This is a genomic window from Ilumatobacteraceae bacterium (genome assembly GCA_033344875.1).
Lineage (GTDB): Bacteria > Actinomycetota > Acidimicrobiia > Acidimicrobiales > Ilumatobacteraceae > Ilumatobacter.
In genome coordinates, this window is the sequence record JAWPMO010000001.1 from 95,075 (window position 1) to 120,380 (window position 25,306).

30 protein-coding genes are annotated in these 25,306 nt (G+C 68.1%); 19 read left to right on the forward strand and 11 right to left on the reverse strand.

Annotation, left to right across the window (positions count from 1 at the left end):
* The first annotated feature begins 39 nt into the window (after window positions 1-39).
* Window positions 40-1,125, forward strand: a complete 1,086-nt coding sequence (locus R8G01_00460) for a hypothetical protein (GenBank protein MDW3212440.1) — start codon at window positions 40-42, stop codon at window positions 1,123-1,125.
* Window positions 1,126-1,128: 3 nt separating this feature from the next.
* Here the strand turns inward: R8G01_00460 and R8G01_00465 are convergent, their stop codons facing one another.
* Window positions 1,129-1,647: a hypothetical protein gene (locus R8G01_00465; protein ID MDW3212441.1), complete on the reverse strand. Its 519-nt coding sequence runs from the start codon at window positions 1,645-1,647 to the stop codon at window positions 1,129-1,131.
* A gap of 70 nt (window positions 1,648-1,717) precedes the next feature.
* On the opposite strand from R8G01_00465, the gene R8G01_00470 reads away from it, so the two are divergent.
* Window positions 1,718-1,882 carry a hypothetical protein gene (locus R8G01_00470; GenBank protein ID MDW3212442.1) on the forward strand — a complete coding sequence of 55 codons (165 nt, stop codon included), beginning with the start codon at window positions 1,718-1,720 and terminating at the stop codon, window positions 1,880-1,882.
* A gap of 35 nt (window positions 1,883-1,917) precedes the next feature.
* Here R8G01_00470 and R8G01_00475 read toward each other — a convergent pair whose 3' ends face one another.
* The 3 genes from R8G01_00475 to R8G01_00485 are packed head-to-tail and all read right to left on the reverse strand — an operon-like array spanning window position 1,918 to window position 2,911.
* Window positions 1,918-2,334, reverse strand: a complete 417-nt coding sequence (locus R8G01_00475) for a DUF5655 domain-containing protein (GenBank protein MDW3212443.1) — start codon at window positions 2,332-2,334, stop codon at window positions 1,918-1,920.
* The gene (locus R8G01_00480; protein ID MDW3212444.1) at window positions 2,331-2,456 is read right to left on the reverse strand and encodes a hypothetical protein; all 126 of its coding nucleotides are present in this window, start codon (window positions 2,454-2,456) and stop codon (window positions 2,331-2,333) included. The genes R8G01_00475 and R8G01_00480 overlap by 4 nt, the downstream gene beginning before the upstream one ends.
* A complete protein-coding gene (locus R8G01_00485) occupies window positions 2,456-2,911 on the reverse strand; it encodes a PPOX class F420-dependent oxidoreductase (protein MDW3212445.1) in 456 nt (151 codons plus the stop codon). Before R8G01_00485 ends, R8G01_00480 begins: the two co-directional genes overlap by 1 nt.
* Here R8G01_00485 and R8G01_00490 point away from each other — a divergent pair.
* From R8G01_00490 to R8G01_00510, 5 genes are all read left to right on the forward strand, one after another.
* A complete protein-coding gene (locus tag R8G01_00490) occupies window positions 2,807-3,316 on the forward strand; it encodes an amidohydrolase family protein (protein ID MDW3212446.1) in 510 nt (169 codons plus the stop codon). The genes R8G01_00485 and R8G01_00490 overlap by 105 nt on opposite strands.
* A gap of 60 nt (window positions 3,317-3,376) precedes the next feature.
* Window positions 3,377-4,648 carry an MFS transporter gene (locus tag R8G01_00495; GenBank protein ID MDW3212447.1) on the forward strand — a complete coding sequence of 424 codons (1,272 nt, stop codon included), beginning with the start codon at window positions 3,377-3,379 and terminating at the stop codon, window positions 4,646-4,648.
* Between the two features lie 48 nt (window positions 4,649-4,696).
* Entirely contained in the window at window positions 4,697-5,989 is a 1,293-nt protein-coding gene (locus R8G01_00500) for a deoxyribodipyrimidine photo-lyase (GenBank protein MDW3212448.1), read from the forward strand.
* Window positions 5,990-6,075: 86 nt separating this feature from the next.
* Window positions 6,076-6,438 (forward strand): VOC family protein, encoded by a 363-nt coding sequence (locus R8G01_00505; protein MDW3212449.1) that lies wholly within the window; start codon window positions 6,076-6,078, stop codon window positions 6,436-6,438.
* On the forward strand, window positions 6,435-7,364 hold the full coding sequence (locus R8G01_00510; protein MDW3212450.1) for a PaaX family transcriptional regulator C-terminal domain-containing protein: 930 nt from the start codon (window positions 6,435-6,437) through the stop codon (window positions 7,362-7,364). The genes R8G01_00505 and R8G01_00510 overlap by 4 nt, the downstream gene beginning before the upstream one ends.
* Before the next feature lie 24 nt (window positions 7,365-7,388).
* On the opposite strand, the gene R8G01_00515 is transcribed toward R8G01_00510, so the two are convergent.
* From R8G01_00515 to paaA, 5 genes are read right to left on the reverse strand one after another with little or no spacing between them, the layout of a single operon-like run.
* Complete coding sequence (locus tag R8G01_00515) at window positions 7,389-8,492, reverse strand: 2Fe-2S iron-sulfur cluster-binding protein (protein ID MDW3212451.1); 1,104 nt, start codon at window positions 8,490-8,492, stop codon at window positions 7,389-7,391.
* Window positions 8,492-8,977, reverse strand: a complete 486-nt coding sequence (paaD, locus tag R8G01_00520) for a 1,2-phenylacetyl-CoA epoxidase subunit PaaD (GenBank protein ID MDW3212452.1) — start codon at window positions 8,975-8,977, stop codon at window positions 8,492-8,494. The genes R8G01_00515 and paaD overlap by 1 nt, the downstream gene beginning before the upstream one ends.
* A complete protein-coding gene (gene paaC / locus R8G01_00525; GenBank protein MDW3212453.1) occupies window positions 8,971-9,732 on the reverse strand; it encodes a 1,2-phenylacetyl-CoA epoxidase subunit PaaC in 762 nt (253 codons plus the stop codon). Before paaC ends, paaD begins: the two co-directional genes overlap by 7 nt.
* The gene (paaB, locus tag R8G01_00530; protein MDW3212454.1) at window positions 9,732-10,025 is read right to left on the reverse strand and encodes a 1,2-phenylacetyl-CoA epoxidase subunit PaaB; all 294 of its coding nucleotides are present in this window, start codon (window positions 10,023-10,025) and stop codon (window positions 9,732-9,734) included. Before paaB ends, paaC begins: the two co-directional genes overlap by 1 nt.
* 16 nt (window positions 10,026-10,041) lie before the next feature.
* Window positions 10,042-10,995 carry a 1,2-phenylacetyl-CoA epoxidase subunit PaaA gene (gene paaA, locus R8G01_00535; GenBank protein MDW3212455.1) on the reverse strand — a complete coding sequence of 318 codons (954 nt, stop codon included), beginning with the start codon at window positions 10,993-10,995 and terminating at the stop codon, window positions 10,042-10,044.
* A 222-nt stretch (window positions 10,996-11,217) separates the two neighbouring features.
* On the opposite strand from paaA, the gene R8G01_00540 reads away from it, so the two are divergent.
* Window positions 11,218-12,618, forward strand: a complete 1,401-nt coding sequence (locus R8G01_00540) for an acyl-CoA synthetase (GenBank protein ID MDW3212456.1) — start codon at window positions 11,218-11,220, stop codon at window positions 12,616-12,618.
* On the opposite strand, the gene R8G01_00545 is transcribed toward R8G01_00540, so the two are convergent.
* Window positions 12,619-13,506, reverse strand: coding sequence for a DUF6576 domain-containing protein (locus tag R8G01_00545; GenBank protein ID MDW3212457.1), 888 nt, complete (start codon window positions 13,504-13,506; stop codon window positions 12,619-12,621).
* A gap of 102 nt (window positions 13,507-13,608) precedes the next feature.
* On the opposite strand from R8G01_00545, the gene uvrC reads away from it, so the two are divergent.
* Window positions 13,609-15,471 (forward strand): excinuclease ABC subunit UvrC, encoded by a 1,863-nt coding sequence (gene uvrC, locus R8G01_00550; GenBank protein MDW3212458.1) that lies wholly within the window; start codon window positions 13,609-13,611, stop codon window positions 15,469-15,471.
* A gap of 57 nt (window positions 15,472-15,528) precedes the next feature.
* Here uvrC and R8G01_00555 read toward each other — a convergent pair whose 3' ends face one another.
* On the reverse strand, window positions 15,529-16,515 hold the full coding sequence (locus R8G01_00555) for an LLM class flavin-dependent oxidoreductase (GenBank protein MDW3212459.1): 987 nt from the start codon (window positions 16,513-16,515) through the stop codon (window positions 15,529-15,531).
* On the opposite strand from R8G01_00555, the gene R8G01_00560 reads away from it, so the two are divergent.
* The 10 genes from R8G01_00560 (at window position 16,465) to tpiA (ending at window position 25,255) form a co-directional block, all read left to right on the forward strand.
* On the forward strand, window positions 16,465-17,214 hold the full coding sequence (locus R8G01_00560) for a class I SAM-dependent methyltransferase (GenBank protein MDW3212460.1): 750 nt from the start codon (window positions 16,465-16,467) through the stop codon (window positions 17,212-17,214). The genes R8G01_00555 and R8G01_00560 overlap by 51 nt on opposite strands.
* A 61-nt stretch (window positions 17,215-17,275) precedes the next feature.
* Window positions 17,276-17,863, forward strand: a complete 588-nt coding sequence (locus R8G01_00565; protein ID MDW3212461.1) for an XRE family transcriptional regulator — start codon at window positions 17,276-17,278, stop codon at window positions 17,861-17,863.
* 199 nt (window positions 17,864-18,062) lie between these two features.
* On the forward strand, window positions 18,063-19,370 hold the full coding sequence (locus tag R8G01_00570) for a hypothetical protein (protein MDW3212462.1): 1,308 nt from the start codon (window positions 18,063-18,065) through the stop codon (window positions 19,368-19,370).
* Between the two features lie 3 nt (window positions 19,371-19,373).
* Window positions 19,374-20,351 carry a 2-oxoglutarate and iron-dependent oxygenase domain-containing protein gene (locus R8G01_00575; GenBank protein ID MDW3212463.1) on the forward strand — a complete coding sequence of 326 codons (978 nt, stop codon included), beginning with the start codon at window positions 19,374-19,376 and terminating at the stop codon, window positions 20,349-20,351.
* 18 nt (window positions 20,352-20,369) lie between these two features.
* Window positions 20,370-20,861: a nucleoside deaminase gene (locus tag R8G01_00580; GenBank protein MDW3212464.1), complete on the forward strand. Its 492-nt coding sequence runs from the start codon at window positions 20,370-20,372 to the stop codon at window positions 20,859-20,861.
* A complete protein-coding gene (locus R8G01_00585) occupies window positions 20,858-21,235 on the forward strand; it encodes a VOC family protein (GenBank protein ID MDW3212465.1) in 378 nt (125 codons plus the stop codon). The genes R8G01_00580 and R8G01_00585 overlap by 4 nt, the downstream gene beginning before the upstream one ends.
* A 53-nt stretch (window positions 21,236-21,288) precedes the next feature.
* Entirely contained in the window at window positions 21,289-22,140 is an 852-nt protein-coding gene (gene rapZ / locus R8G01_00590; GenBank protein MDW3212466.1) for an RNase adapter RapZ, read from the forward strand.
* Window positions 22,141-22,288: 148 nt separating this feature from the next.
* On the forward strand, window positions 22,289-23,290 hold the full coding sequence (gene gap / locus R8G01_00595) for a type I glyceraldehyde-3-phosphate dehydrogenase (GenBank protein MDW3212467.1): 1,002 nt from the start codon (window positions 22,289-22,291) through the stop codon (window positions 23,288-23,290).
* An 8-nt stretch (window positions 23,291-23,298) separates the two neighbouring features.
* Window positions 23,299-24,405: a phosphoglycerate kinase gene (locus R8G01_00600; protein ID MDW3212468.1), complete on the forward strand. Its 1,107-nt coding sequence runs from the start codon at window positions 23,299-23,301 to the stop codon at window positions 24,403-24,405.
* Between the two features lie 73 nt (window positions 24,406-24,478).
* Entirely contained in the window at window positions 24,479-25,255 is a 777-nt protein-coding gene (gene tpiA, locus R8G01_00605; GenBank protein MDW3212469.1) for a triose-phosphate isomerase, read from the forward strand.
* The last annotated feature ends 51 nt before the right edge of the window (window positions 25,256-25,306 follow it).

Below are 25,306 nucleotides of genomic sequence, written 5' to 3' on the forward strand. Positions count from 1 at the left end.
TGACACGAACGGGGGCGGTCGACCGTCGATACTGGCGTGATGGGACGACGCCGAGTGGCCATCGCGCTGACGGCGGCGCTCGCGGTGGTCGGCGGGGTGGCGACGGCGGCGATCACCCGCATCGACGTGGCGGCGACGGTCGGTGAGCAGGCAGAGCGGCTCCTCCCGCCGGTGTCGAGCGTGCCGCTCCCCGGTGATGTCGGCCCGGTCGACACGTCGGAGCCCGACCGCGTCGTGGGGAACGGGACGCCCTCCAGCTGCACGTCGGCAGCCGTGGTCGCCGCGGTGGCCGCCGGCGGTGTGATCACGTTCGACTGCGGCCCCGATCCGGTGACGATCACGATGACGCAGACGGCGAAGGTCGTGAACACGTCGTCGGTCGTCGTGCTCGACGGGGGTGGGCTGGTCACGCTCGACGGCGCCGGCCAACGGCGGATCCTCTACATGAACACGTGCGATCCGGCCCAGATCTGGACCACCCCGCACTGCCAGAACCAGGACCACCCCCGACTCGCGGTGCAGGGCCTGACGTTCGTACGCGGCGACAGCACGGGCGACACGACCGAAGGCGGCGGCGGGGGAGCGATCTTCGTGCGCGGTGGACGTTTCCAGGTGTTCGACAGCGTGTTCGAGGGCAACCGGTGCGACCCGACCGGCCCCGACCTCGGGGGTGCCGCGCTGCGCGTGCTCAGCCAGTACGAGGGGCTCCCCGTCGTGATCGCGCGCAGTTCGTTCCGCGACAACGAGTGCTCGAACGGGCCGGCGGTGTCGAGCATCGGGGTGTCGTGGCGGATCTACAACAGCCAGTTCGAGCGCAACCGCGCGACCGGTGTGGGGGCGAACCCGGCTCGACCCGGTACGCCAGGTGGCGGCAACGGTGGGGCGATCGCGCTCGACGGCAACCTGTTCACCCTCGACGTCGGCGGCGTGCTGATGCGCGACAACGTCGCGAACGAGGGCGGCGGTGCGATCTTCTTCGTGTCGAACAACCGCACCGGCGAACTCCGCATCGACCGGTCGACGCTCGACGGCAACCCGAGCCTCGGGTTCGAGACGTCGGGATATCCGGGCATCTTCTTCCTCGGGCGCGGCGCCCCGCAGGTGACCGCGTCGACGATCCGCTGACGTTCAGTCGGCCTCGGGTCCCCGGGCGCGCACGTCGTCGACCGACCGCATGGCGGCACGCAGGTCGGCGAGCCACTCGTCGGTGTTCCGGCCGACCAGCCGGACACACCATGCCAACGCGTCGGAGCGCGACCGGGCGATGTTGGCGTCGACGAGTGTGTCGAGCACCATGCGCTCGGGTTGCCGCAGCCGTGTCATCGCCGGTGCGGCCAGGTGGCTGAACACCGCGACCTCGTCGCCGACGCGCACCGCCCAGGCGACCTTGCGTTCGAAGCGGTGCTCGGCCTCGCGGGCGATCGCCATGCGTCGGTCGCGGGTGTCTTCCCGGAACGCAGCGATGCGCCCGGCGACGGCCTCGGCCCGGTCGACGGGTGAGGCGTCGTCGCCGACCTCCGGAGCGACGATCGTCACCGTGACGGTGATCTCCTCGCGGTCGACGACGATCGCGGGATCGCCTGCGGCGGTCCACTCGTCGGGGAGTCGGCCGGTGAACCATGAAGCGATGGAGGAGGCGTCGGACATGACACCATCCTCGCGTGGTGCTTACAACATTACAACCTATTCGGGCCGGATCGGCGATAGGAACGTCGCCATGACCGACCGGAGCGAACGCATCGACCAGTTGGTCGCCAGCGCTGACCGGTACGACTCGTTCGCGGAAACGGCAGAACTCATGGGCGATGATGCCGGTGCCGAGCGGTTCCGGGCGCTGGCGTCGCGACGCCGACTCGCCGCGATGGAACTGCTCGACGACTGACGCGGCGATCGACGCGGCGATCGACGCAACCTCGGTCAGCTCGCGGCCAGTTCGTACGCCTCGGTCAGCAGGTCGCACAGCGCACCATCGAGTTCGTCGGGCGAGCGGAGGTTCGCGACGTGCCAGAACGCGCCGCCGTACTCGACGACCTTGCGGGTGATGGTGGGATGGCTCGCTCGTCGTCCGAGCGTGAACGCGAGCGCCACCCACCGATCCTTGGGGCGGAGTTCGGCGAACTTGCGAGGGTTCTTCAGGAAGATGCCCACCGACACGACGTCGAGATGCACCGGCCCGACCGACTCGAGGTGCCGTGTGACCGCGTCGAAGATCGGGCGTTCGTGCGGCGGACCCGTGGCGAAGTACTCGTCGAGCGAAAGCCCAGGCGCACAGTCGTGCGTCTGGCGGTGGCGGCCGAACTGCCGATCGCAGTCGGGGCAGGTCCACCCGCTCACCACAGTTCGGCGACGAGCGCCAGCATCGGGAGAGCGGTGCCGACTCCGAACACCGGCGGCTCGCTCGTCATCGCGTCGGTCGGCGGGATGTCCTGATTGCCGTCGTCCGGACCTCCGTCCATCAGTCGGCCACGTCGACCTTGGCCGTGACCCGGGTCGGGGTCACCCGAACGACCATCTCGGGCGGCACGGCGTTGCGCTTGCCGAACTCCTCGGCGACGTCGGCGCCCATGTAGCGGCCGCCGATGCGGGTGCCCCACGTGAGCAGCTCATCGGGGTCGGTGGACGTGGTCGTGGTGCCGGCGATCGTGACGAACGAGAACGGCGGTCGCTCGTCGTCGAAGCAGATCGCGACGCGACCGTCGCGGAGCAGCGACTTGCCCTTGACGGTCTCGGCGCTGGTCATGAACACCACTTGGTCCTCGCCGTCCGGTCCGGCGCCGCGGTCGAGATCGACCCAGACCGGGGCGACGTGCGGGCTGCCGTCGAGTCGGGTGACGGCGAGCTTGGCGGTGCGGGCCGGCAGGGCCTCGACGAAGTCCTGCCACCACCCGTCCGGAGCGGAGTTGTATCCCATGGTCACATTCTCCCATGCCGCCGCAGGTGCGCTGTCAGCCCGGTACGACTCGATGGAGCATGCGATCCTGAGTGGTGGGGGCGGGATCGTCCGACCGGTCGCATCCCGGTCGAGACGCTGATCGCCAAGCAGTGCCGTATGACCGCTGAAACAGTGGGCCTGCACGACCGAGGCGTCTTGCGTCCGGGGTTCCGTGCCGACATCAACGTCATCGACTTCGACCACCTGCGATTGCACCCGCCGGTCATCGTCAACGATCTCCCCGCCGGTGGATGCCGCATGCTCCAGCGGGCCACCGGCTACCAGTACACGTTCGTCGCCGGCGCCGAGATCATGGCCGCCGGCGAATCGACGGGTGCCACACCGGGTCGTCTGGTGCGCGGCGCACAGCCGGCACCGGCGTAGCCGACACGATCGGCACCTCGAGCGCACGATCGTGCACCGCTCCGGGCAGGATGGCACACCATGGCCGGCACCTTCCGCTCCCTGCGACATCGCAACGCCCGCCTGTTCTTCGTCGGCCTGCTGCTCTCGAACATCGGCACCTGGGTGCAGTTCACGGCGGTCGCGATCCTCGTCGACCGGCTGACGGGCCGGACGACCGCGATCGGGATCCTGACCGCGCTGCAGTTCCTGCCGATGCTGTTCCTCGGCGCGTACGGCGGTGCGGTCGCCGACCAACGCGATCGGCGTCGAATGGCGATGTGGACACAGGGTGGCCTCGCCGCACAGGCGATCGCGCTCGCGGTGTTCGACCTCACCGGCACGATCAACATCGGGGTCATCTACGTGCTGACGTTCCTGCTCGGCCTGATCAACGCGTTCGACAATCCGGCGCGCCGCGGGTTCGTCACCGAACTCGTGCCGCAGGAGGACATCGCCAACGCGATCTCGTTGAACACGGCGACGATGACCGGCTCGCGCATCTTCGGCCCGGCGATCGCCGCGATCCTGGTGGGCCCACTCGGTACCGGCTGGCTGTTCTCGATCAACGCGATCTCGTTCGTGGCGATCCTCGGCAGCCTCTTCTTCCTCGACCAGGCCGCACTCCATCGTGCACCGCGTGTCGCTCGAGGTGGCACGCCGGTCCGAGACGGTCTCCGGTTCGTTCGCCGATCCCCGAACCTGTTCGTCCCGTTCGTCGCGTTCACGGTGATCGCCACCTTCGGCTTCAACCACAACGTCGTGTTCCCGCGGATGTCGCGTGAGGTGTGGGGTGCGGAGTACTGGTTCGGGTGGGTGCTGACCACGATGAGCATCGGCAGCCTGTTCGGTTCGTTGCTGACCGCCAGTCGGCCGGTGGTCACGATCCGCTGGATGGTCGCCAATGCGACCGTGCTGAGCCTCGCCGCCGTCGGTCTGGCCTGGTCGGGATCGGTGTGGTTGGCGCTGCTGCTCGCCGTGCCACTGGGGCTCGGCGGCGCCGGCTTCGTCACGTCGATGAACGCGATCACGCAGCAGGAGTGCCCGCCCGACATGCGCGGCCGCATCCTGGCGCTGACGGCGGTCGCCTTCCTCGGGTCGTATCCGGTCGGCGGCCCGATCACCGGTCTCATCGGTGACTACGTCGGGCTCGAATGGTCGCTCGCCTACGGGGGGTTCGTCACGTTCGGGGGAGTGCTCGGCATCACCTGGTGGGCACTGGGCCGTCGTGAGAGCGCCTCGCGGGTCGACGTGTTGCGGACCTTGCTGGGCTCGTCGACGACGATCGCTCCGAGCCCCAGCGAGCGGCCCTGAGCCGGCGCTCGGTGTTTGCCGAGCAGTCGCAGGGGCCACACTGGTGCCATGACGTCGATCATGTGGTTCCGGAGAGATCTGCGGCTCCGAGACCACCCGGCGTTGAGCGCGGCGGTGAGCGACGGGGCGGTCCTGCCGCTGTTCGTGCTCGACCCGGCATTCGAGGCTGCCGGTGCACCACGCCGTGCCCTGCTCCACGACTGCCTCGCAGCGCTCGATGACGCGACGGGCGGCGCGCTGGTGATCCGCAGCGGCGACCCCACGGTGCTGCTGCCCGACATCGCCGATGAATTCGACGCCTCGACCGTGTACGTCTCACGCGACTACTCGCCGTACGGCCGTCGGCGCGACGAAACCGTCGCCGATGCGCTCCGCGCCGCGGGTCGGCGGCTGTGCGGGGTGGGTTCGCCGTACGCGGTCGCTCCCGGCGAGGTCACGAAGGACGACGGCGACCCGTACTCGGTCTTCACGCCGTTCTCGCGGCGGTGGCGCGATCACGGTTGGGACGACCCCGTCGACGCGCCACGGGCACCCGACTGGGTCGAGGCGCCGTCCGACGGGTTGCCGCCACGCCCTGACGTGCCGTTCGAGATCCCGAGCGCAAGTGAGACGAACGTGATCGCCCGCTGGCGGACCTTCCGCGACGACGGGCTCGACGAGTACGCCGACCGCCGCGACCTGCCGGCCCTGCGTGGCACCAGTGAACTGTCACCGTTCCTCAAGTACGGCGTCGTGCACCCCCGGCAACTGCTGGCGGAGACCGACGGCCGCAACGAGGGTCATCGGGTGTTCCAGACCGAACTGGCGTGGCGCGACTTCTACGCCGACGTGCTGTATCAGCGCCCGCACACCGCCTGGGAGAATCTCGACGACCGCTTCGACCGGATCGATGTCGACACCGGGCCCGAGGCCGAGGAGAAGTTCCGGCGCTGGCAGGAGGGTCGGACCGGGTTCCCGATCGTCGACGCGGGAATGCGGCAACTCCGTGAGATCGGGTGGATGCACAACCGCGTGCGGATGATCGTGGCGAGCTTCCTGGTGAAGGACCTCCACCTGCCCTGGCAGTGGGGCGCCCGCCACTTCATGCAGCATCTGCTCGACGGCGACCTCGCGTCGAACAACCACGGGTGGCAGTGGGCGGCCGGCACCGGCACGGACGCGTCGCCCTACTTCCGGGTGTTCAACCCGACCACGCAGTACGAACGCTGGGACCCGACCGGCGAGTACGCCGCCCGATGGATCACCGAAGTCGGCACGGCCGAGTATCCGGAGCCGATGGTCGACCACCGGGCCGAACGCGAGGAAGCGCTCGCCCGGTACCAGGCGATCAAGTCGTCCTGACGAGCGACCCGGACGCCGCCGACCGCGGCGGTTCGCGCTCCGTTCGGGTGCTCCGGCGGCCATGCCGGTGTCGGTACGGTGAGCGCATGTCCGCTCGACAGGTCGACATCGTGATCGACGCAGCCGACCCCGACGCGCTGCGAGGCTTCTGGGTCGCGGCGATGGGGTACGTGCCGTCCGCAGCGTTCAACCAGTTCCGGTCGGCGGTGCCACCGGCCGGTGAGTCCGGGCCGAAGCTGGTCTTCCAGCAGGTCGACGAACCGCAGACGCCGACCAAGAACCGCCTGCACATCGACATCCTGATCGGCGACGAGATGGAGCGCGAGACCGAACGCCTGGTGGCGCTCGGTGCGAGCGTGCGTTCCGAGCGCATCGACGAAGGCGGTGGCTCGTGGATCGTTCTGGCTGACCCGGAGGGCAACGAGTTCTGCCTGGTGCACGACGCGTGACCGGAGCACTCGACCGCCTGCGCGGTGTCGACATCTCCAGCGGCGCGCCGAGCGCCCGGAACCTGCTCGTCACGCTGTTCGGCGACGCGGTGCTCCCGCACGGACTCGGCGTCCGACTCTCGGTCGGCTCGTTGACCGCCCTGCTCGCGCCGTTCGGCGTGAGCGAGCGCCTGGTGCGCACATCGCTGACCCGATTGGTCAACGACGGTCTGCTCGACGTGGAGTCGGTGGGACGACGGAGCTTCTACGGGGTCGCCGAGTCAGCGGTCGAACTGTTCCGGCAGGCCGACGCTCGCATCTACGGCTCGAGGCTGCGCCCGTGGGACGGCCGGTGGACGATCGTCGTCGTCGACGGTGCCGAAGCGACCGCAGCGGCGAGGGCCCGGCTCCGACAGCGCCTCACCTGGGCCGGTCTCGGCGTCGTCGGGCCGAACGTGATGGCGTCGCCGGTCGTGAGCCCTGAGGAGACGGCGGCGATCATCGAACAGATGGGTGAGTTCGACCACGTGCTCGTGAGCCGTGCCGAGGTGTTCGACGGGGCGAGCACGATCGACGAGGAGGAACTGGCCCGGCGATGCGCCCCGCTCGACGAGGTCGCGGCCGACTACCACGCCTTCGTCGACGACTTCGGCGACATCGATCGTGCGACGTTCGAGGCACTGACACCGGAGGACGCGTCCAAACTCCGGATGTTGCTGATCGCCGCGTACCGGCGGATCGTGCTCGTCGATCCGTTGCTGCCCGAGGCGTTGCTGCCCGACGGGTGGGCGGGCGCCAAGGCCCGCGCGCTGGCGGCGTTCGTGTACGGCGGTTGCGTCGACGCCGCCGAACGCCATCTGGCGGCGGTCGCCGAACCGGCGTCCGGTTCGATCGTGGCCGACGCCAATTGGTTGCACGGGCGCTTCGTCGTCGACGACGCTCGGTGACGCTGCCGGACGGTGTCGCGGGCGTCAGGCGTCGTAGTCGAGGTCGACGTGGTCGGTCGTCGGCCGGGACTGGCACGTGAGCACGTAGCCCCGGGCGACCTCGTCGTCGCTGAGGCCGTAGTTGACCTCCATCTCGACCGATCCGCCCCGGACGACCGCCTGGCACGTGGAGCACACGCCGGACCGGCAACTGAACGGAGCATCGGGACGTACCCGCTGCACGGCGTCGAGCACGGTGTCGCCCTCGTAGAGATCGAACTGCGTCGCCCGACCGTGCAAGGTCGCGCGTCCCGTGGCGACGGCGACGGAGGTCTCGGTGATCGCCTGCGGGGCGAGACTGACCGTGCCCATCTGGTTGGTCGTGAAGATCTCCCGATGCACCGAGCCCTGATCGAGTCCTGCAGCGACGAGCGCCTGCGCGGCTTCCTCGATCAACTCGATCGGACCGCACAGGAACGCGTGATCGACGTCGGCGGGGAGGAAGCCGTGTCGGACGAGATCGTCGAGTCGTACCCGGTCGGGTCGACCGGTGAGCAGGGCGCCCCCGGTCTCTTCGCGGGTGAACGCGAAGTGCACGACGAAGCGATCGAGATGACGATCGCGCAGATCGTGGAGCTCGTCGAGCAGCATCGTCGACTGCGAGGTGCGGTTCACGTAGAGCAGCGTCACGTGTGCTCGCGGTTCGCTCGCGAGGATGGTGGCGGCGATCGAGAAGATCGGGGTGATGCCGCTCCCGGCAGCGAGCAACGTGTATCGCCGGGCCGCATCGGTTTCGAGACGGTGCCCGAAGTGACCGGACGGAGCCATGACGTCGACGATGTCACCCGCCCGGAGTTCGGTGTTGGCCCAGGTCGAGAAGACGCCACCGTCGATGCGCTTGATCGCGACCCGAAGGTCGCCCGACGGTGCCGCCGAGCAGATCGAGTAACTGCGTCTGATCTCGACGCCGTCGAACGTTCGGCGCAGCGTGAGGTGCTGCCCGTGGTCGAACGTGAAGTCGTGATCGGTCACCGGGCGGTGGTCGAACGTGACGATCACGCTGTCGTCGGTGTCGTGGTCGACCGAGGTGACCGTCAGCGGCGCGAACAGATCGTCGATGACGTCGGTGGTCGTCGGCTGGGCCGTCATCAGAGCGCCTTGAACAGTTCGAACGGCTCGGAGCACGACGAGCAGACGTAGCTGGCCTTGCAGGCGGTCGCGCCGAACTGCGAGATCAGCCGTGTGCGACGCGAGCCGCATCGGGGGCAGGCGACCGGCGGATCGACGAACGTGACGCCGGGTTCACCGACCGGTGGCGGGGGAGTGATGCCGGCAGCCCGCAGCCGTTCGCGTCCGCGCTCGGTGATCCAATCGGTGGTCCAGGCCGGGCTGATCGCGAATTGCACGTCGGGCTCGAACCCGGCGGCGACGACGGCAGCGGTGACGTCGTCGCGGATCTGGTCGGTGGCCGGACAGCCGGTATAGGTCGGGGTCAGCACGACGGTGGCGGTGCCGCGCTCGCGGTCGATCTCGACCGAGCGGACGATGCCGAGGTCGCCGATCGTGACGTGCGGGAGTTCGGGGTCGTCGATGTCGCGAACGAGTTCGTCGAGCGCCCCGATGGTCGTCACCATGACGCTCCCGGGTGGGCCCGTGCGAGTACCTGCAACTCGCCGATCAGGTACGAGAAGCCTTCGGAGTGGCGACCGTGTCGACCGCCGGTCTGCATGACGCCGTCGTCGGGCGCCTCGAGTCGGGCCTCGCCCAGCGCCTCGTCGACGACCCGTCGCCACTCGGCGCGGACCGATTCCGGGTCGGCGGCGACGCCGTCGGCGATCAGTTCGTCTTCGACGTGGTCGTGCTCGAACAGTTCGCCGGTGTAGCGCCACAGGTGGTCGATCGCGGCCTGCATGCGGCGGTGGCTCTCGTCGGTGCCGTCGCCGAGTCGAACCACCCAACCACGGCTGTGGCGCAGGTGGTAGGCGGTCTCCTTGACCGCCTTGCCGGCGAGCCCGGCGAGCGTGTCATCGGCCGAGTTCGTCATCGCCTGCCAGTAGGGGAGCGCCATCGCGTCGTGGAGGAACTGTCGGGCGATCAGGTGGGCGAAGTCGTCGTTGGGTTGCTCCACGAGGAGCGGGTTGAGGAACTCGTGCTGTTCGCGCCAGTACGCGTAGTGGTCTTCGGTGCGCACGTGGCCGTCGTCGGCCGGGCCCTCGAGTCCGCCGGCGTAGGTGTACAGACCCCGGGCCTGGCCGATGAGGTCGAGCGCCAGGTTGGACAGCGCCATGTCCTCTTCGATCTCCGGTGCGTGCGTGATCTCCTCGAGGAGGCGCTGGGCGAGGATCAGCGCCCGGTCGCCTTGGCGGAGCACGTAGGTGACGAGCGTCATCACATGTTCGCGACTTCGTCGGGCAATTCGAAGTCGGTGGGGTGGCGGAACGTCTTGTCGGCGGCGGGGTCGAAGAAGGCGTCGCGATCGTCGGGGTCGGAGGCGGTGATCTCGCTCGACTTGACGACCCAGAGACTCACGCCCTCGGATCGCCGGGTGAACAGGTCGCGTGCGTTCTGCAGCGCGAGTTCGGCGTCCGGTGCGTGGACGGTGCCGGCGTGGACGTGACTCACGCCGCGCTTGGCTCGCACGAACACCTCCCAGAGCGGCCAGTCCGACGTGCTGCCCGTCATCGCCCCGCACCCCGCATCACGCTGCTGCCTCCGCGGTGCGGGCGGCCTGCTTGTCGGCGTAGGCGGTGGCGGCCTCGCGGACCCAGGCACCGCGTTCGTGGGCGCCGACGCGGGTGTCGATCCGGCTGCGGTTGCAGGGCCCGTTGCCCTTCACGACGTCCCAGAAGTGGTCCCAGTCGATCGGGCCGTGGACGTAGTGGCCGGTCGATTCGTCGAGGCGCAGCTCGGGGTCGGGGATGGTGAGGTCGAGCAGGTCGGCCTGCGGCACGGTGGCGTCGATGAACTTCTGGCGGAGTTCGTCGTTGCCGAACCGCTTGATGCCCCAGCGCATGTTCTGATCGCCGTGGACCGACTCGGCGTCGGGCGGCCCGAACATCATGATCGACGGCCACCACCACCGATCGAGCGCGGCCTGGGCCATCTCGTGCTGGGCGGGCGTGCCGTTGGCCAGGTCGAGCATGATCTGGAAGCCCTGCCGCTGGTGGAAGCTCTCCTCCTTGCAGATCCGAACCATCGCTCGGGCGTACGGCCCGTAGGAGCATCGGCACAGCGGCACCTGGTTCATGATCGCGGCGCCGTCGACGAGCCAACCGATCGCACCGACGTCGGCCCACGTGAGTGTGGGGTAGTTGAAGATCGACGAGTACTTCTGGCGACCGGTGTGGAGCCGATCGAGCAGTTCTTCGCGAGGCGTGCCGAGCGTCTCGGCCGCGCCGTAGAGGTAGAGCCCGTGGCCGGCCTCGTCTTGCACCTTGGCGGTGAGGATCGCCTTGCGGCGCAGCGAGGGGGCTCGGGTCAGCCAGTTGCCCTCGGGCTGCATGCCGATGATCTCGGAGTGGGCGTGTTGGGCGATCTGACGGACGAGTGTCTTGCGGTACTCGTCGGGCATCCAGTCACGAGGCTCGATGCGATCGTCCGCGTCGATCAGCTCGTCGAAGCGGGCCTGGCGCGTTTCGTCGGTGGACACCATCCCGCCATCTTATGACACACGAACCAGAATGTCCAGGTGTCAGCGTGTGTCATGACGGTCGGTGTCGTGACGGTGTGTGTCGTGACGGTGCGTGTCATGACGGTCGGTGTCGTGGCGGTCCCGGTGCGGCGGGGAGTGTCGGGTTCCCAGCAGAGGAGCGGAGTGGTGGCCAGGGAGGAGCGGAGTGGTGGCCAGGGCGGAGCGGCGTGCCAACATTCGACGATGTCCTTGTTGCCGACCCTCGACGGCCGCCACGGCGATCATGTCGACGCCGTCGTCGTCGACGGTCACACGATGTCGTGGGAGACGCTCGCCGCGTGCGCCGATCGACTCGCGTCGACGATCGCCGGTGCGCCCGCCGTCGCCGTCCCCGGCACCGCGACCGCAGAGACGGTGATCGCCGTCGTCGCCGGGTTGCGAGCCGGGGTGCCCGTCGTGCCGATCCCGGCCGACGCCGGGCCGATGGAGCGTGACCACATCCTCCGTGACTCGGGTGCCGCACTGGTGCTCGGCGATCCGGGATGGCCCGAGGTCGAACTCCCGGTCGTCCCGGTCGACCGTACGGCGCCCGCCCGGTCGGGCGAAGGACCGCCCGCGTCCGACGACGGTGCCGAACCGGCGTTGATCATGTACACGTCGGGCACGACCGGGTTGCCGAAGGGTGTCGTCATCCCGCGTTCGGCCGTCGCCGCCGGGCTCGACGGACTCGCCGACGCCTGGGGGTGGACCCCCGACGACACCCTCGTGCACGGCCTGCCGCTGTTCCACGTCCACGGGCTGGTCCTCGGCGTGCTCGGAGCGCTCCGGGTCGGTTCGAAGTTGTGCCACACCGGTCGTCCGACCGCCGACCGCTACGCCGCTGCGTCGGGGACGATGTACTTCGGCGTGCCGACCGTCTGGTCCAGATTGGTCGCCGAACCGGAGCACGCGAGGGCGTTGGCCTCGGCGCGGCTGCTCGTGTCGGGAAGCGCCGCGCTCCCGGTGCCGGTGTTCGAACAGCTGCGCTCGCTGACCGGTCAGGTACCCGTCGAGCGATACGGCATGACCGAGACGCTGATCACGCTGAGCACGCGGGCCGACGGCGAACGGCGGCCCGGCCACGTCGGCGTCCCGATCGCCGGTGTCGAGACCCGACTCCGCGACGATGCCGGAGCACCCGTCGACCACGACGGCGTGACGATCGGTGGGTTGCAGGTGCGCGGGGCGACCCTGTTCGACGGCTACCTGGGGCTCCCGGAGAAGACGGCCGAGGCGATGACCGACGACGGCTGGTTCGTCACCGGTGACGCCGTCACGATCGGTGACGACGGTTTCCACCGGATCGTGGGTCGGGCCTCGATCGACATCATCAAGACCGGCGGCTACAAGGTCGGCGCGGGCGAAGTCGAGTCGGCGCTCCTGTCACACCCGGCCGTCAGCGAGGCCGCCGTGATCGGGGTGCCCGACGACGATCTCGGGGAGCGGATCGTCGCGGTGGTGGTCGGCGACGACGTCGACGAAGCGGCGCTGATCGACCACGTCGCAGCGCTGCTGTCGGTCCACAAGCGGCCGCGGGAGATCCGGCGGGTGTCGCTCCTGCCCCGCAATGCGATGGGCAAGGTGCAGAAGCAGCAGCTTCGCTAGCTAGCGCAGGCGTTTCGACAGGTCGTTCAGGCGGCGCTTCTCGTCGCTCGTGAGCGAATCGAGGCCGCCGGCGGAGATCTTGTCGAGGAGGACGTCGAGTTCGGCCTGAGCGGCCGCGGCGTCGGGCGACGGCCGGGGCGGGGTCGGCGCGGTCCACGGCCCCTCGACCACCGTCTGCTTCGACCGGGCCTTGGTCGCGGTTCCGCCGGAGCGACGGCGTTTGGGCGTCGACGATCGGCCGGCGCCCGCTCCGGGCATCGGCAGTTTCGGGATCCACGGCAACTGCGTCGCCAGCCCGAAGCTGCGGGCCGCCAGACCGGCGGTGGCGAGCAGGACCAGGAGGAACACGAGGCCGGCACCGTTGCGGTTGCCCGCCAGCTGCAGGATCTGGAGACCCACGATGACGGCGCCGATCACCCAGCCGGGAATGTTGAAGAAGAACCGTGCCGTTGGGTGTTCGGCGATGAACACGATGAAGACGCCGAGCTCGAGGTAGTCGATGCCGGCGACGTTGAGATCGAGCACGGTGGCGAACACGGCCGGGACGATCGTCAGGATGCCGAGGAACCATGCGAAGCGGTTGCGTCCGAGCAGGCCTTCGAGTTCGCGTCCGAAGTACCAGAAGATCGCGATCGTGATCACGGTCCAGAAGTCGGGGCGGTTCGCGAACGGCCAGGTCACGAGCCGCCAGATCTGTCCGCCCCGAACGTCGGAGGCGTCGAGGAAGAGGGGCTCGATCGAGCTCGGGCTGACCGCCCAGACGAACATCGACAGCACACATGCGCCGGCGACGAGCACCGCCGTGCCGACGTCGACGTCGCCCACCTTGAACCACGGGGTGCCGCCGTACCTGCTCTCGGGCGACGAATAGGAGAAACGACCAGCCATCGGCCATCACCGTAGCCCGGCCGATGTCGGATGTGACCGCTCCCCGGCTCCGGTTCCGGTCCGCCGGTCGATCGTCGCCGTCGGATCCCTAACCTGACCGTCGTGATCAAGCGTCCACCCGCCGGCACGATCCCCGAAGCACCGGGCTCGTATCAGTTCAAGGACGCGCGCGGTCGGGTGATCTACGTCGGCAAGGCATCGAACCTGCGTCAACGGCTCTCGAACTACTTCCAGTCGCCCCGCAACCTCCACCCGCGCACCCGGCAGATGGTCGAGACCGCCGAGTCGGTCGAGTGGACGATCGTGCGCAACGAGGTCGAGGCGCTGATGCTCGAGTACTCGTTGATCAAGCAGCACGACCCTCGATTCAACGTTCGACTCCGCGACGACAAGTCGTACCCGTTCCTGGCGGTCACGGTCGACGAGCAGTGGCCGCGGGCGATGGTGATGCGAGGACGCAAGCGCAAGGGCGTCCGGTACTTCGGTCCGTACGCGCACGCCTATGCGATCCGCGACACGCTCGACCTCCTGCTGCGGAGCTTCCCGATCCGCACGTGCAGCGATTCGAAGTTCAAGTCGCACGAGCGACTCGGCAAACCCTGTCTCCTGTTCCACATCGAGAAGTGCGCCGGTCCGTGCGTCGACGAGATCGAGGAGATGCCGTACCGCGAACTCGTGCGTGAGCTGTGCGATTTCCTGGCGGGCGACACCGACGACATCATCGATCGTCTCGACGCCGAGATGCGCAACGCCGCGACCGACCTCGAGTTCGAGAAGGCTGCCCGGCTGCGCGACCGACTGGCTGCGGTCCGCAAGGCGGTCGCGAAGCAGCAGATGGTCGCCGAGAAGAACGAGGACATCGACGTGATCGGCATCGCCGACGACGAACTCGAAGCGTCGGTGCAGATGTTCTTCGTGCGGCGCGGTCGGGTGGTCGGGCGGAAAGGCTTCGTGCTCGACAAGGTCGAGGAACTGACCCCCGGCAAGTTGATCGATCGCATTCTCGAAGCGGTGTACGGCGAGGAGCCGGTCACCGGATACCCCAAGCAAGTGCTGGTGCCGTACCCGCCTGACGACGCGGACACCTACGAGGAGTGGCTCACGCACATGCGCGAGTCGAAGGTGCAGATTCGCGTGCCGCAGCGCGGTGACAAGCGGTCGTTGCTCGAAACCGTCGAGCGCAATGCCAAAGAGGAATTCACCCGGCATCGGATGAAGCGGGCCTCCGACCACAACACCCGCTCGCGGGCACTGACCGATCTCCAGGAGGTGCTGGACCTCCCCGAGGCGCCGTTGCGGATCGAGTGCTACGACATGGCGCATCTACAGGGCACCGACTACGTCGGGTCGATGGTGGTGCTCGAGGACGGTCTGCCCGCCAAGCGCGAGTACCGGCGTTTCAAGGTCAACATCGACGGCAACGACGACTACGCCGCGATGGAGGAGGTGCTCACCCGTCGGCTGCAGGCGTACATCCACGAGCGCGACCAACCGGCGCACGAGCGCGGCGAGAAGCCCGGCAAGTTCGCCTACCCGCCCCAGCTGCTCGTCGTCGACGGCGGCAAGGGCCAGCTCGGGGTCGCGAAGCGGGTCGTCGATCAACTCGGCCTCACCGACGAGATCCCGGTCGCGGGCCTGGCCAAGCAGTTCGAACAGGTCTTCGTGCCCGGACGTTCGGCGCCGGTCGAGATCCCGCGGGGGAGCGAGGCGCTGTTCATGCTCCAGCGGATCCGCGACGAGGCGCACCGGTTCGCCAACACGTTCCACCGAGAGCGGAGGTCGAAGCGGATGACCGCCAGCTCGCTCGACGGGATCCCCGGCCTCGGCGAGGTCAGGAAGAAGAAGCTCGTGGCGGCGATGGGTGGCGTCAACAAGGTGAAGCAGGCGGAGCTCGCCGACCTGCAGGCGCTCAGCTTCCTCCCCGATGCCGTCGCCGAGGCGGTCTACGACAAGTTTCACCCCTGACGGGTCAGCCGCCGGAGACTTCCCGCCGGTGAGCGGGTGGTCGGGATGTGCTCGATGTCAGCTGAGCTGCGCGACGACCTCGTCGTCGAAACGTTGGAACGCCTCACGGCGTGGGCCGGGATCGTCGCCGAGATTGAAGTCGGGCATGATGAACTCGTCGAAACCGAGTTCGGTGTACTCGCCGATGATCTCGACGAGACGGTCGGGGGTGCCGGCGATCGATCGGGGGCCCATCGGCCCGGCGAGGATCTTCTCGGCCTGCGCATCGTCGTCGGTGACGAACACGAGCGCCTGCACCGATGTCCACATCGTGGCCGGATCGCGATCGACCGACTCGCATGCGGCGTCGAACTTGGCGCGGGCGCCGGCGGCCATCGCCGGCCCACCCCACGTGTTCCATTCGTCGGCGTGGCGAGCGGTGATCCTCAACATGCGCGGGCTGCCGGTGCCGACCAGGATCGGCAGCGTCGACTGGATCGGCGCCGGGTCGCACGGCGCGTCGGTGATCGTGTAGACGTCCCCGTCGAACGTGGTTCGGTCGTCGGCCAACAGCGAACGCATGATCTGGATGGCCTCGTCGAATCGGTCGACGCGCTGCTTGGGTGGTTCGAGCTCGATGCCGTAGGCCCGGTGCTCGTTGATCTGCCACCCGGCGCCGATGCCGAGCACCATCCGGCCGTTCGAGATGTGGTCGATCGTCGCCGCACGGTTGGCCAGCACGGCGGGGTGGTGGACCGAGGTGGGTGCCACGAGCGAGCCGATGCGCACCCGTTCGGTCACCGCTGCGATCGCCGGGAGCATGCCCCAGCACTCGTGCGAGTCGCCGGGGGTGAACGATTCGTCGCCGGTGTTCGGCATGTAGTGGTCCGCGTACCAGACGCCGTGCCAACCGGCACCTTCGGCCCATCGGGCGGTGTCGAACACCTCGCTCGGCGATTGGGACATGTTCGGCCAGGCAGAGAACTTCATACGGGCAACGTAACCTCCTCGACTGTGACGAGCGAGTTGGATCGAGATCCGTCCCGAGACCTGTGGGAGGACCACGCCGGATGGTGGATCGACGGATTCACCGACGGGGCCGACCCCGAATACGAGGAGCAGATCCTCCCGCTCGCTGCTGCCGAGCTCGGTGATGCGCACACGATCCTCGACATCGGCTGCGGCGACGGGCAGATCGCACGCATGATGGCCACGGTCGGCGCTCGAGTCGTCGGGATCGACCCGACGTGGAACCAGATCCGGGTGGCGCACGAGCGCGGGGGAGGGCCGGCGTACCTCCGCACCACCGCCGACGAGTTGCCCTTCGCTGACGCCAGTTTCGACGCTGCGGTCGCGTGCCTGGTGTTCGAACACATCGACGCGGTCGACGCAGCGATCGCGGAGGTCGCCCGGGTCGTCAAACCCGGCGGCCGGTTCTGCTTCTTCCTCAATCATCCGCTGTTGCAGACCCCGGGGAGCGGGTGGATCGACGACCACATGATCGACCCGCCCGAGCAGTACTGGCGGATCGGCCCGTACCTCGTGGAGAGCGAGTCGATCGAACAGGTCGAACTCGGCGTCTACATCCGATTCATCCACCGTCCGCTGTCGCGCTACCTGAACACGTTGATCGAGCACGGCCTCGTGCTGGAGCGGATGGTCGAACCGGCGCCGCCGCCCGGATTCCTCGACCGCGCACCCGAGTATCGAGACGCCGCCACCGTCCCACGTCTGCTGTACCTCCGCCTTCGCCGCACCGCGTAGGAGTGAGCGTCGGTCCTGATCGTGCGAGCCCGATCGAGATGGGTTCGATAGGTTCGCTCCGATGAACGGCGGGTCCGGCGACGGCGATCTCGATGTGGACCTCGACGTCGCGCTCGGGCGCGAGATCAGGGCGAGACGATCCCAGGCCGGCCTGTCGCTGCGCGAGCTCGCCAAGCTGGCCGACCTGTCGCCGTCCTTCATCAGCCAACTCGAGCGCGGGCTGGCGCGGCCGCGGATCTCCTCGCTGCATCGCGTTGCCCGAACGCTGGGAACGACGGCGCAGGCGCTGTTGTCGAGCGGCGAGGCACGCAGCTATTCGCTCGTGCGGCGCCGGTCTGGTGACCGTGTCGTGGGGCTCAACGAGGAGTTGTCCGACAACGTGCGTCCCCTGGTCCGCGGCGACCGTCCGCTCACCGGTATCGAGTTCCGCGGTCTCGCGGACGAGATGGGTGAGTACTACGAGCACCCCGGGGAGGAGTTGTTCCTGGTCGTGACCGGCACGGTCGAGGTCGACCTCGACGGCGACCTGCTGGTACTCGAGTCCGGCGATTGTCTCTCGTACGACGGGCGTCTGCCGCACCGCAGCCGCTCGGTCGGTGACGAGTCGGCGCTGGTGTACCTGATCACGGCACGTGACGAATCGCGTTGACCAACGGTGTGTCGCCACTGTTCGTTCTGGGTGAACACGTCGAGGCGGTCGCGCCGAGCGGTCGTTCATCCTGCGGACGGATATCAGGGAGATCCACGGCGTTCACATTCCGGAAACCTGCGGCTCGTCGACCATGGCTAGTGTTCACCCAGGATGAACACTCGGGCCAAGAGGCTCGGCCGAGACCAAGGGATGGAACATGCTGAAGAGACGTGCGTTGTGGTCGGGACTGATCGTGATCGGCGTGCTCGCAGCCTGTGGCGACGACGAGCCCGTTGCGAGCCCGTCCGCGGCAACGCCGACGACCGACCCGTCAGCGGAGGAGTCCGGCTCCGACGCTGCCTCGGAGGAGAGCGATGACGGAGCGGAACCGGTTGCCGAGCCGACCGACGAGACCGAGCCGACCGACGAGACCGAGCCGACCGACGAGACCGAGCCGACCGACGAGACCGAGCCGACCGACGAGACCGAGCCGACCGATGAAGCGTCCGCCACCGACCTGACCGGCGTCTGTCCGAATCCGCTCGTGCTGCAGACCGACTGGTTCCCGTCGCCCGAGCACGGCTACGCCTACGGGTTGATCGGAGAGTCCGGCAGCCTCGACGCGGAGACCGGCACCTTCTCCGGCCCACTGCTCGACACCGGCATCGATCTGGAGATTCGCGCCGGCGGCCCGTATCTCGGGTACCAGCCGGGCACGAGCACGATGTTCCTCGACGACAGCATCCATCTCGCCTACGTGAGCACCGACGAGGCGGTGGCAGCCGCAGCCGACGGGCGCCCGACGGTCGCCGTCGTCGCGCCGCTCGAGATCAACCCGCAGATCCTCATGTGGGACCCGACGGTGCACTCGTTCGACTCGTTCGCCGACATCGGCGCCTCAGGTGCCACCGTGCTGTACTTCGCCGGGGCGACCTACATCGACTACATGGTCGAAGCGGGAATCCTGTCACGGGACCAGGTCGACCCGTCGTACGACGGGGCGCCGGCTCGATTCGTCGCCGAAGAGGGCGCCGTGGTGCAGCAGGGTTTCGCGACCAGCGAGCCGTACTTCTACGAGAACGAACTCGCCGAGTGGATGCGTCCGGTCGAGTACCTGCTCGTGCACGACGCAGGCTTCGAGGTCTACTCCCAACCCCTGGTCGTCCGTGAGGACGCGCTCGAGGAGCTGCGTCCGTGTCTCGAGGCCGTCGTGCCGATCTTCCAGCAGTCGGTCGTCGACCACTGGTCCGATGCCGACGCGACGAGCCAGCTCATCCTCGACATCGTCGAGGACCTCGACTCCTTCTGGGTGCTCTACCCCGGCCAGATGACCTACTCGGTCGAGACCGCGCTCGAGCTGGGCGTGGTCGGCAACGGCCCGGACGACGTCGTCGGGAACTTCGACGAGACGCGGATGACCGAGGTCGTCGATCTCCTCAAGTCGGTGCTGCCCGACGTCCCCGACGAGCTGACCGCCGAATCGACGTACACGAACGAGTTCATCGACTCGAGCATCGGGTTCTGAGCGATGCCGGTCTCCGCCCGTGTCCCGCTCGTCGACCTGACGGGGAGCGACGCTCCGGGCCCTGACCGCGACGCCGTGGTGGCGACGATCGCGAAGGCATGCACGGACGTCGGGTTTCTCGTCGTCCGCGGCCACGGTGTCGCTGACGAGGCGATTCGCGAGATCGAGTCGGCGGCGAGGGAGTTCTTCGCGCTGCCCGAAGACGAGAAGCTCCGGTGCACCCGAACCGGAGGCGCCTATCGGGGTTTCACCCCGGCGCAGCGGTCCGCCCTCGCCGCCTCGCGTGACGTCGAGACCCCACCCGACCTGTGCGAACTGTTCACGATCAACCGGTTCGACGACCCCGACGTGGCCCGTCGGTCGGGCCTCGAACCGGGGCGCGAAGCCTTCTTCGCCCCGAACGTCTGGCCCGACGAACCCGAACGGTTCCGGGGTGCATTCGAGCGGTACTACGGCATCATGGAAGAGCTCGCGGCGCGACTGATGAGGTTGATGGCGCTGGCGCTCGATCTCGACGAGGACTGGTTCGCCGACAAACTCACCGATCACATCACGAATCTGACGGTGAACCACTACCCGGAGATCGCGACGCCGCCGGCGCCGGGACAACTCCGGCGCGGCGAGCACTCCGACTGGGGGAGTCTGACCATCCTCTACACCGACGGCGAACCCGGGCTGCAGATCCGATCGCCGGCCGGGGTGTGGGAGGACATCCCGATGGTGCCCGGCGCGTTCGTGATCAACCTCGGTGACCTGATGGCGCGGTGGACCAACGGTCGCTGGACGTCGACGACGCACCGCGTGGTCGTGCCGTCCGATGTCCGCGGCGATCGCATTTCGATCGCGTTCTTCCAGCAGCCGGCCTACGACGCGTTGATCGAGTGCATCCCGACGTGTGCGACGCCGGACGCCCCGTCGCTGTTCGAGCCGATCACGTCGGGCGAGTGGATCGTCTCGATGCTGGACAAGACGCTGTACTGAAACGAGCATGGGAGCCCGATGAACGACGATCCGGACGTCTCCGATCCCGACGGCACGTCGGCACTTCGCGCGGCCCTCGGGCAGGCGAGGCTCGGGCTCGACGAGGGTGGTGTTCCGATCGGAGCCGTGCTCGTCGACGGGACGGGCACGATCATCGGGTCCGGTCGTAACGGGTCGGTCCAGTACGACGATCACCTGATGCACGCCGAGACGGCAGCCGTCAGATCCGCCGGCAGGTTGTCGGACTACGCCGCGACGACGTTGGTCACGACGATGACGCCCTGTTGGTACTGCGCAGGCCTGGTCCGATTTCTGGGAATCGGGTCGGTCGTGGTCGGCGACGGTCGGTCGTGGTCGACCGAAGCGGCCGAGTGGCTCGCTGATGCGGGTGTTGCTGTCTCAGTGGTCGACGACGACGGCTGTATCGAGCTGTTCTCGTCGTGGATCGCGACCGCTCCCGCGGCCTGGACGCTGCCCGAGAGCGTCGACGGGGACACCGGTCGATCATGAGTCTGTTCCGAGTGATGTACTCACCCGACGACTTCGACGCTGCTGCGCACTTCTTCCAGGAGGTCCTGGGTCTCGGCGTGGTCGGTTCGTGGGACGACGACGGTCGCGGCGCGATCTTCCAGGCGCCGGCGGCCCAGATCGAGATCTTCGGTGGGCCGGCGTCGCCCGAGCGGCCGCACCGACCCGATCCGGCCGCCGGTCCGGTGCCGATCGGACTCGCGTGGGAGGTCGTCGACGTCGACGGTTGGACCGAGACGGTCGTCGCCCGCGGCGCCGAACTCGTCGCTCCGCCCGTCGACCGGCCGTGGGGTATGCGTGCCGCGACGGTGTGCGGTCCCGACGGCCTTCTGGTGACCGGCTTCGAGTTGATCTGATTCGTTCCGGTCGGTCGGGTTCGCTCACGAGGTTCGCTCACTAGGGTGGTGGCGTGGCCGACGTCGTCTTGATCTCCGGGTTGTCGGGTGCCGGCCGAAGTGCGGCCGCCGACGTACTCGACGATCTCGACTTCTACGTGATCGACAACCTGCCGACGTCGCTCGTTCCCACGATCGTCGACCTCGCATCGACACCCGGCAGCCCGATCGGCCGGCTCGCGCTGGTGTCGGGGCGCAATCACGACGACCTGCTGCCGGGCGTGTCCAAGATGCGCGGTGCGGGGCACAAGGTCGTGCTGCTCTTCCTCGACTCGCAGACGCCGGCGCTCGTGCAGCGATACGACGCGACGCGACGCAAACACCCGTTCGCAGGCGAGGCCGACGGGCTCCTCGAGGCGATCGAGACCGAACGACGACTCCTCGAACCGGTCAAGGCGCAGGCCGACCTCGTGATCGACACGACCGAGCTCAACGTGCACCAATTGAAGGAGCGGCTCGTCGCTGCGTTCGACGAACCCGACCGGGAGCACCTCCAGATCGCGATCGAGAGCTTCGGCTACAAGAACGGTCTACCGCTCGACGCCGACATCGTGATGGACGTCCGGTTCCTGCCGAACCCTCACTGGGACGAAACGTTGCGTCCGCTGACCGGGCACGACCCACGTGTGAGCGACTACGTGCTCGAACGCGAGGCGACGAGCGGGTTCCTCGACAATCTCGAGACGCTGCTCGTCGACCTGCTGCCGCGCTACAAGGCCGAGGGCCGCAGCTATCTCACGATCGCGATCGGTTGCACCGGCGGTCGCCACCGGTCGGTCGCCATCGCCGAGGAGTTGTCGCGGCGGTTCGGGGCGCGCGGCGTCGCCGTCCGGACCTCACATCGCGACGTCGGCAGCGGCGGCTGAACCGGAGCGCGATCGGTCCGTTCGAGCTGATCGGTCGATCACTTACATACCGTTCAGTAGTGGTGCAACTAGTGTCTGTGTCCGGTAGGTCTGAACGCGGTCGACACGATGTCGGCGACAGAGCATCCCCCATGAAAGGAACCTGGACATGACGGTGCGAGTTGGCATCAACGGCTTCGGTCGAATCGGGCGGAACTTCTTCCGTGCAGCGAAAGAACGCAATGCGGACATCGACTTCGTCGCGGTGAACGATCTCGGGTCGCTCGACACGATGGCCCACCTCCTGAAGTACGACTCGGTCATGGGCACGCTGCCGCAGAAGATCCGGGCCACCAAGACCGGCCTGCGCGTCGGCAACGACTCGCTGCGTGTGCTGTCCGAGCGCAACCCGGCCGATCTGCCGTGGGGCGACCTCGACGTCGATGTCGTCATCGAGTCGACCGGCTTCTTCACCAAGCGCGACGACGCCGCCAAGCACGTCGACGCGGGTGCCGGCCGGGTCATCGTGTCGGCCCCGTCGGCGGGTGCCGACCTGACGGTCGTGTACGGCGTCAACCACAAGGACTTCGACAAGAAGCAGCACCAGGTGATCTCCAACGCCAGCTGCACCACGAACTGTTTCGTGCCGCTCGTCAAGGTGCTCGACGACGCGTTCGGCGTGACCAACGGTCTGATGACGACGATCCACGCCTACACCGGCGACCAGCAGCTGGTCGACGGCCCGCACAGCGACCTGCGTCGGGCCCGCGGTGCGGCGATCAACATCGTGCCGACCAGCACGGGTGCAGCCCGGGCGACGAGCCTCGTGATGGAGTCGATGAAGGGCAAGCTCGACGGCACCTCGTTCCGCGTGCCGGTGCCGACCGGCTCGATCACCGACTTCACCGCCAACCTGAAGAAGAAGGCATCGGTCGACGACATCAACGCCGCCTACGCCGCCGCTGCCGCCAAGGGTGATCTCAAGGGCATCCTGCGCTACACCGAGGACCCGATCGTGTCGAGCGACATCGTCGGTGACCCGGCCTCGTCGATCTTCGATGCGGGCATGACCATGGTCAACGGCAAGATGGCCAAGGTCTGCTCGTGGTACGACAACGAATGGGGCTACTCCAACCGCCTCGTCGACCTCGTGCTGCACGTGGGGCGCTGAGGCCGCCGGTGATCAACGGCATTCCGACGCTGGAGGACCTCGGCGACATCGAGGGCCACCGCATCCTGGTCCGCACCGACTTCAACGTGCCGATCGACGGTGATCGCATCGTCGACGACTTCCGCATCCGGGCCGCGCTGCCGACCATCCAGTGGTTGCAGCAGGCCGGTGGCAAGGTCGTGTGCGCCAGCCATCTCGGGCGCCCGAAGGGCGAGCCGGACCCGAAGTACTCGATGGACCCGGTGCGGGCTCGGTTGGCCGAGCTCGCACCGGGTGTCGAGTTGCTCGAGAACCTGCGCTTCGATGCGGGCGAGACCGCCAACGACGACGCGTTCGTGGCGAAGCTGGTCGACGGCGTCGACCTCTACGTCAATGACGCGTTCGGTGCCTCGCACCGCGCACACGCGTCGATCGTCGGGCCCCCCAAGACGTTGCCGTCGGCGATGGGCCGGTTGCTCGCCAAGGAGGTCGAGATCCTGGGCGGTCTGCGCGACCGCCCGAAGCGCCCCTTCGTGGCCGTGCTCGGCGGCGCCAAGATCTCCGACAAGCTGGGCGTGGTCGAAGCGCTGCTCGACACCGTCGACTCGTTGGTGATCGGCGGGGCGATGTGTTTCACGTTCTTCGCCGCGCAGGGCAAATCGATCGGCGACTCCCTGTACGAGCCGGACCAGGTCGACACGTGCAAGCGGATCCTCGCCGAGAGCGGCGACAAGATCCATCTGCCCGACGACCTCGTCGGGGTCGACGCATCCGGCGAGTTCGCGACGTTCGGCACGCAGTTGCCCGACGGTGCGAAGGGGTTCGACATCGGCCCGGGTTCCGCGGCTGCGTTCACCGACGTGATCATGGACGCCCGCATGGTGTTCTGGAACGGCCCGATGGGCATGTTCGAAGACGAACGGTTCGCGAACGGCACCAAGACCGTTGCGCAGGCGATGGCCGACACCAAGGCGTTCACCGTCGTCGGAGGTGGCGACTCGGCGGCAGCGCTGGCCCAGTTCCGGCTCGACGACGAGGTCGACCACGTGTCGACCGGAGGCGGCGCGAGCCTCGAACTCCTCGAGCTCGGCGACCTGCCGGGCCTCGCCGCCCTCCGCAGCGCCCCGAACGCCTGACATCACGAGTTGTGCCAGGCACAACTCGTGATGGGGCAGCACTCGTACACGCCACGAATCGAAGGATGACCCGATGACCAAGCGAACTCCCATCATCTCCGGCAACTGGAAGATGAACCTCAACCACTTCGAGGCGATCCAGACCGTGCAGAAGCTGCACTACTCGCTGCCGAAGGAGATCTACGAGCAGGTCGACGTGAGCGTGCACCCGCCGTTCACCGACATCCGCAGCGTGCAGACCGTGATCGAGGCCGACAGTCTCGAGCTGCTCTTGGGTGCCCAGCACTGCCACCACGAGGACGCCGGAGCGTTCACCGGCGAGGTGTCGCCCGCATTCCTGGCCAAGCTCGACGTCAAGTACGTGATCTGCGGCCACAGCGAACGCCGCGAGATCTTCGGTGAGACCGACGAGACGGTCAACGCCAAGGTGCGGGCCATCCTCAGGCACGGCATGACGCCGATCATGTGCTGCGGGGAGACGCTCGAACAGCGCGAGGCCGACGAGACCGAAGCGGTCGTGCTCGGCCAGGTGGCCGCCGGCCTCACCAAGGTCAAGGCCGACCAAGTCGCCGCGATGGTGATCGCCTACGAACCGATCTGGGCGATCGGCACCGGCAAGACGGCGACTTCCGACGACGCACAGGCGGTGTGTCACGCGATCCGCGGCGCGATCGGTGCCCAGTTCGGCGCCGAGACCGCGGCCGCGGTGCGGATCCAGTACGGCGGGTCGGTCAAGGCCGGCACCACCGAAGAGCTGATGGCGCAACCCGACGTCGACGGTGCGCTGGTCGGGGGAGCGAGCCTTGACCCCGACGAGTTCGCTCGAATCGTGCAGATCGCGGCCGGCTGACTGCTCGCTGCGTCAAATTCTGGAACAGATCGACCGGACCTTTAACGCGTT

Bases quoted from the DNA above. Each gene is read 5' to 3' on its own strand.
- R8G01_00460 (MDW3212440.1), top strand. From the start codon at position 40: ATGGGACGACGCCGAGTGGCCATCGCGCTGACGGCGGCGCTCGCGGTG.
- R8G01_00465 (MDW3212441.1), bottom strand. From the start codon at position 1,647: ATGTCCGACGCCTCCTCCATCGCTTCATGGTTCACCGGCCGACTCCCC.
- R8G01_00470 (MDW3212442.1), top strand. From the start codon at position 1,718: ATGACCGACCGGAGCGAACGCATCGACCAGTTGGTCGCCAGCGCTGAC.
- R8G01_00480 (MDW3212444.1), bottom strand. From the start codon at position 2,456: ATGGACGGAGGTCCGGACGACGGCAATCAGGACATCCCGCCGACCGAC.
- R8G01_00485 (MDW3212445.1), bottom strand. From the start codon at position 2,911: ATGGGATACAACTCCGCTCCGGACGGGTGGTGGCAGGACTTCGTCGAG.
- R8G01_00495 (MDW3212447.1), top strand. From the start codon at position 3,377: ATGGCCGGCACCTTCCGCTCCCTGCGACATCGCAACGCCCGCCTGTTC.
- R8G01_00500 (MDW3212448.1), top strand. From the start codon at position 4,697: ATGACGTCGATCATGTGGTTCCGGAGAGATCTGCGGCTCCGAGACCAC.
- R8G01_00505 (MDW3212449.1), top strand. From the start codon at position 6,076: ATGTCCGCTCGACAGGTCGACATCGTGATCGACGCAGCCGACCCCGAC.
- R8G01_00515 (MDW3212451.1), bottom strand. From the start codon at position 8,492: ATGACGGCCCAGCCGACGACCACCGACGTCATCGACGATCTGTTCGCG.
- paaD (MDW3212452.1), bottom strand. From the start codon at position 8,977: ATGGTGACGACCATCGGGGCGCTCGACGAACTCGTTCGCGACATCGAC.
- paaC (MDW3212453.1), bottom strand. From the start codon at position 9,732: ATGACGCTCGTCACCTACGTGCTCCGCCAAGGCGACCGGGCGCTGATC.
- paaB (MDW3212454.1), bottom strand. From the start codon at position 10,025: ATGACGGGCAGCACGTCGGACTGGCCGCTCTGGGAGGTGTTCGTGCGA.
- paaA (MDW3212455.1), bottom strand. From the start codon at position 10,995: ATGGTGTCCACCGACGAAACGCGCCAGGCCCGCTTCGACGAGCTGATC.
- R8G01_00540 (MDW3212456.1), top strand. From the start codon at position 11,218: ATGTCCTTGTTGCCGACCCTCGACGGCCGCCACGGCGATCATGTCGAC.
- R8G01_00545 (MDW3212457.1), bottom strand. From the start codon at position 13,506: ATGGCTGGTCGTTTCTCCTATTCGTCGCCCGAGAGCAGGTACGGCGGC.
- R8G01_00565 (MDW3212461.1), top strand. From the start codon at position 17,276: ATGAACGGCGGGTCCGGCGACGGCGATCTCGATGTGGACCTCGACGTC.
- R8G01_00570 (MDW3212462.1), top strand. From the start codon at position 18,063: ATGCTGAAGAGACGTGCGTTGTGGTCGGGACTGATCGTGATCGGCGTG.
- R8G01_00575 (MDW3212463.1), top strand. From the start codon at position 19,374: ATGCCGGTCTCCGCCCGTGTCCCGCTCGTCGACCTGACGGGGAGCGAC.
- R8G01_00580 (MDW3212464.1), top strand. From the start codon at position 20,370: ATGAACGACGATCCGGACGTCTCCGATCCCGACGGCACGTCGGCACTT.
- R8G01_00585 (MDW3212465.1), top strand. From the start codon at position 20,858: ATGAGTCTGTTCCGAGTGATGTACTCACCCGACGACTTCGACGCTGCT.
- gap (MDW3212467.1), top strand. From the start codon at position 22,289: ATGACGGTGCGAGTTGGCATCAACGGCTTCGGTCGAATCGGGCGGAAC.
- tpiA (MDW3212469.1), top strand. From the start codon at position 24,479: ATGACCAAGCGAACTCCCATCATCTCCGGCAACTGGAAGATGAACCTC.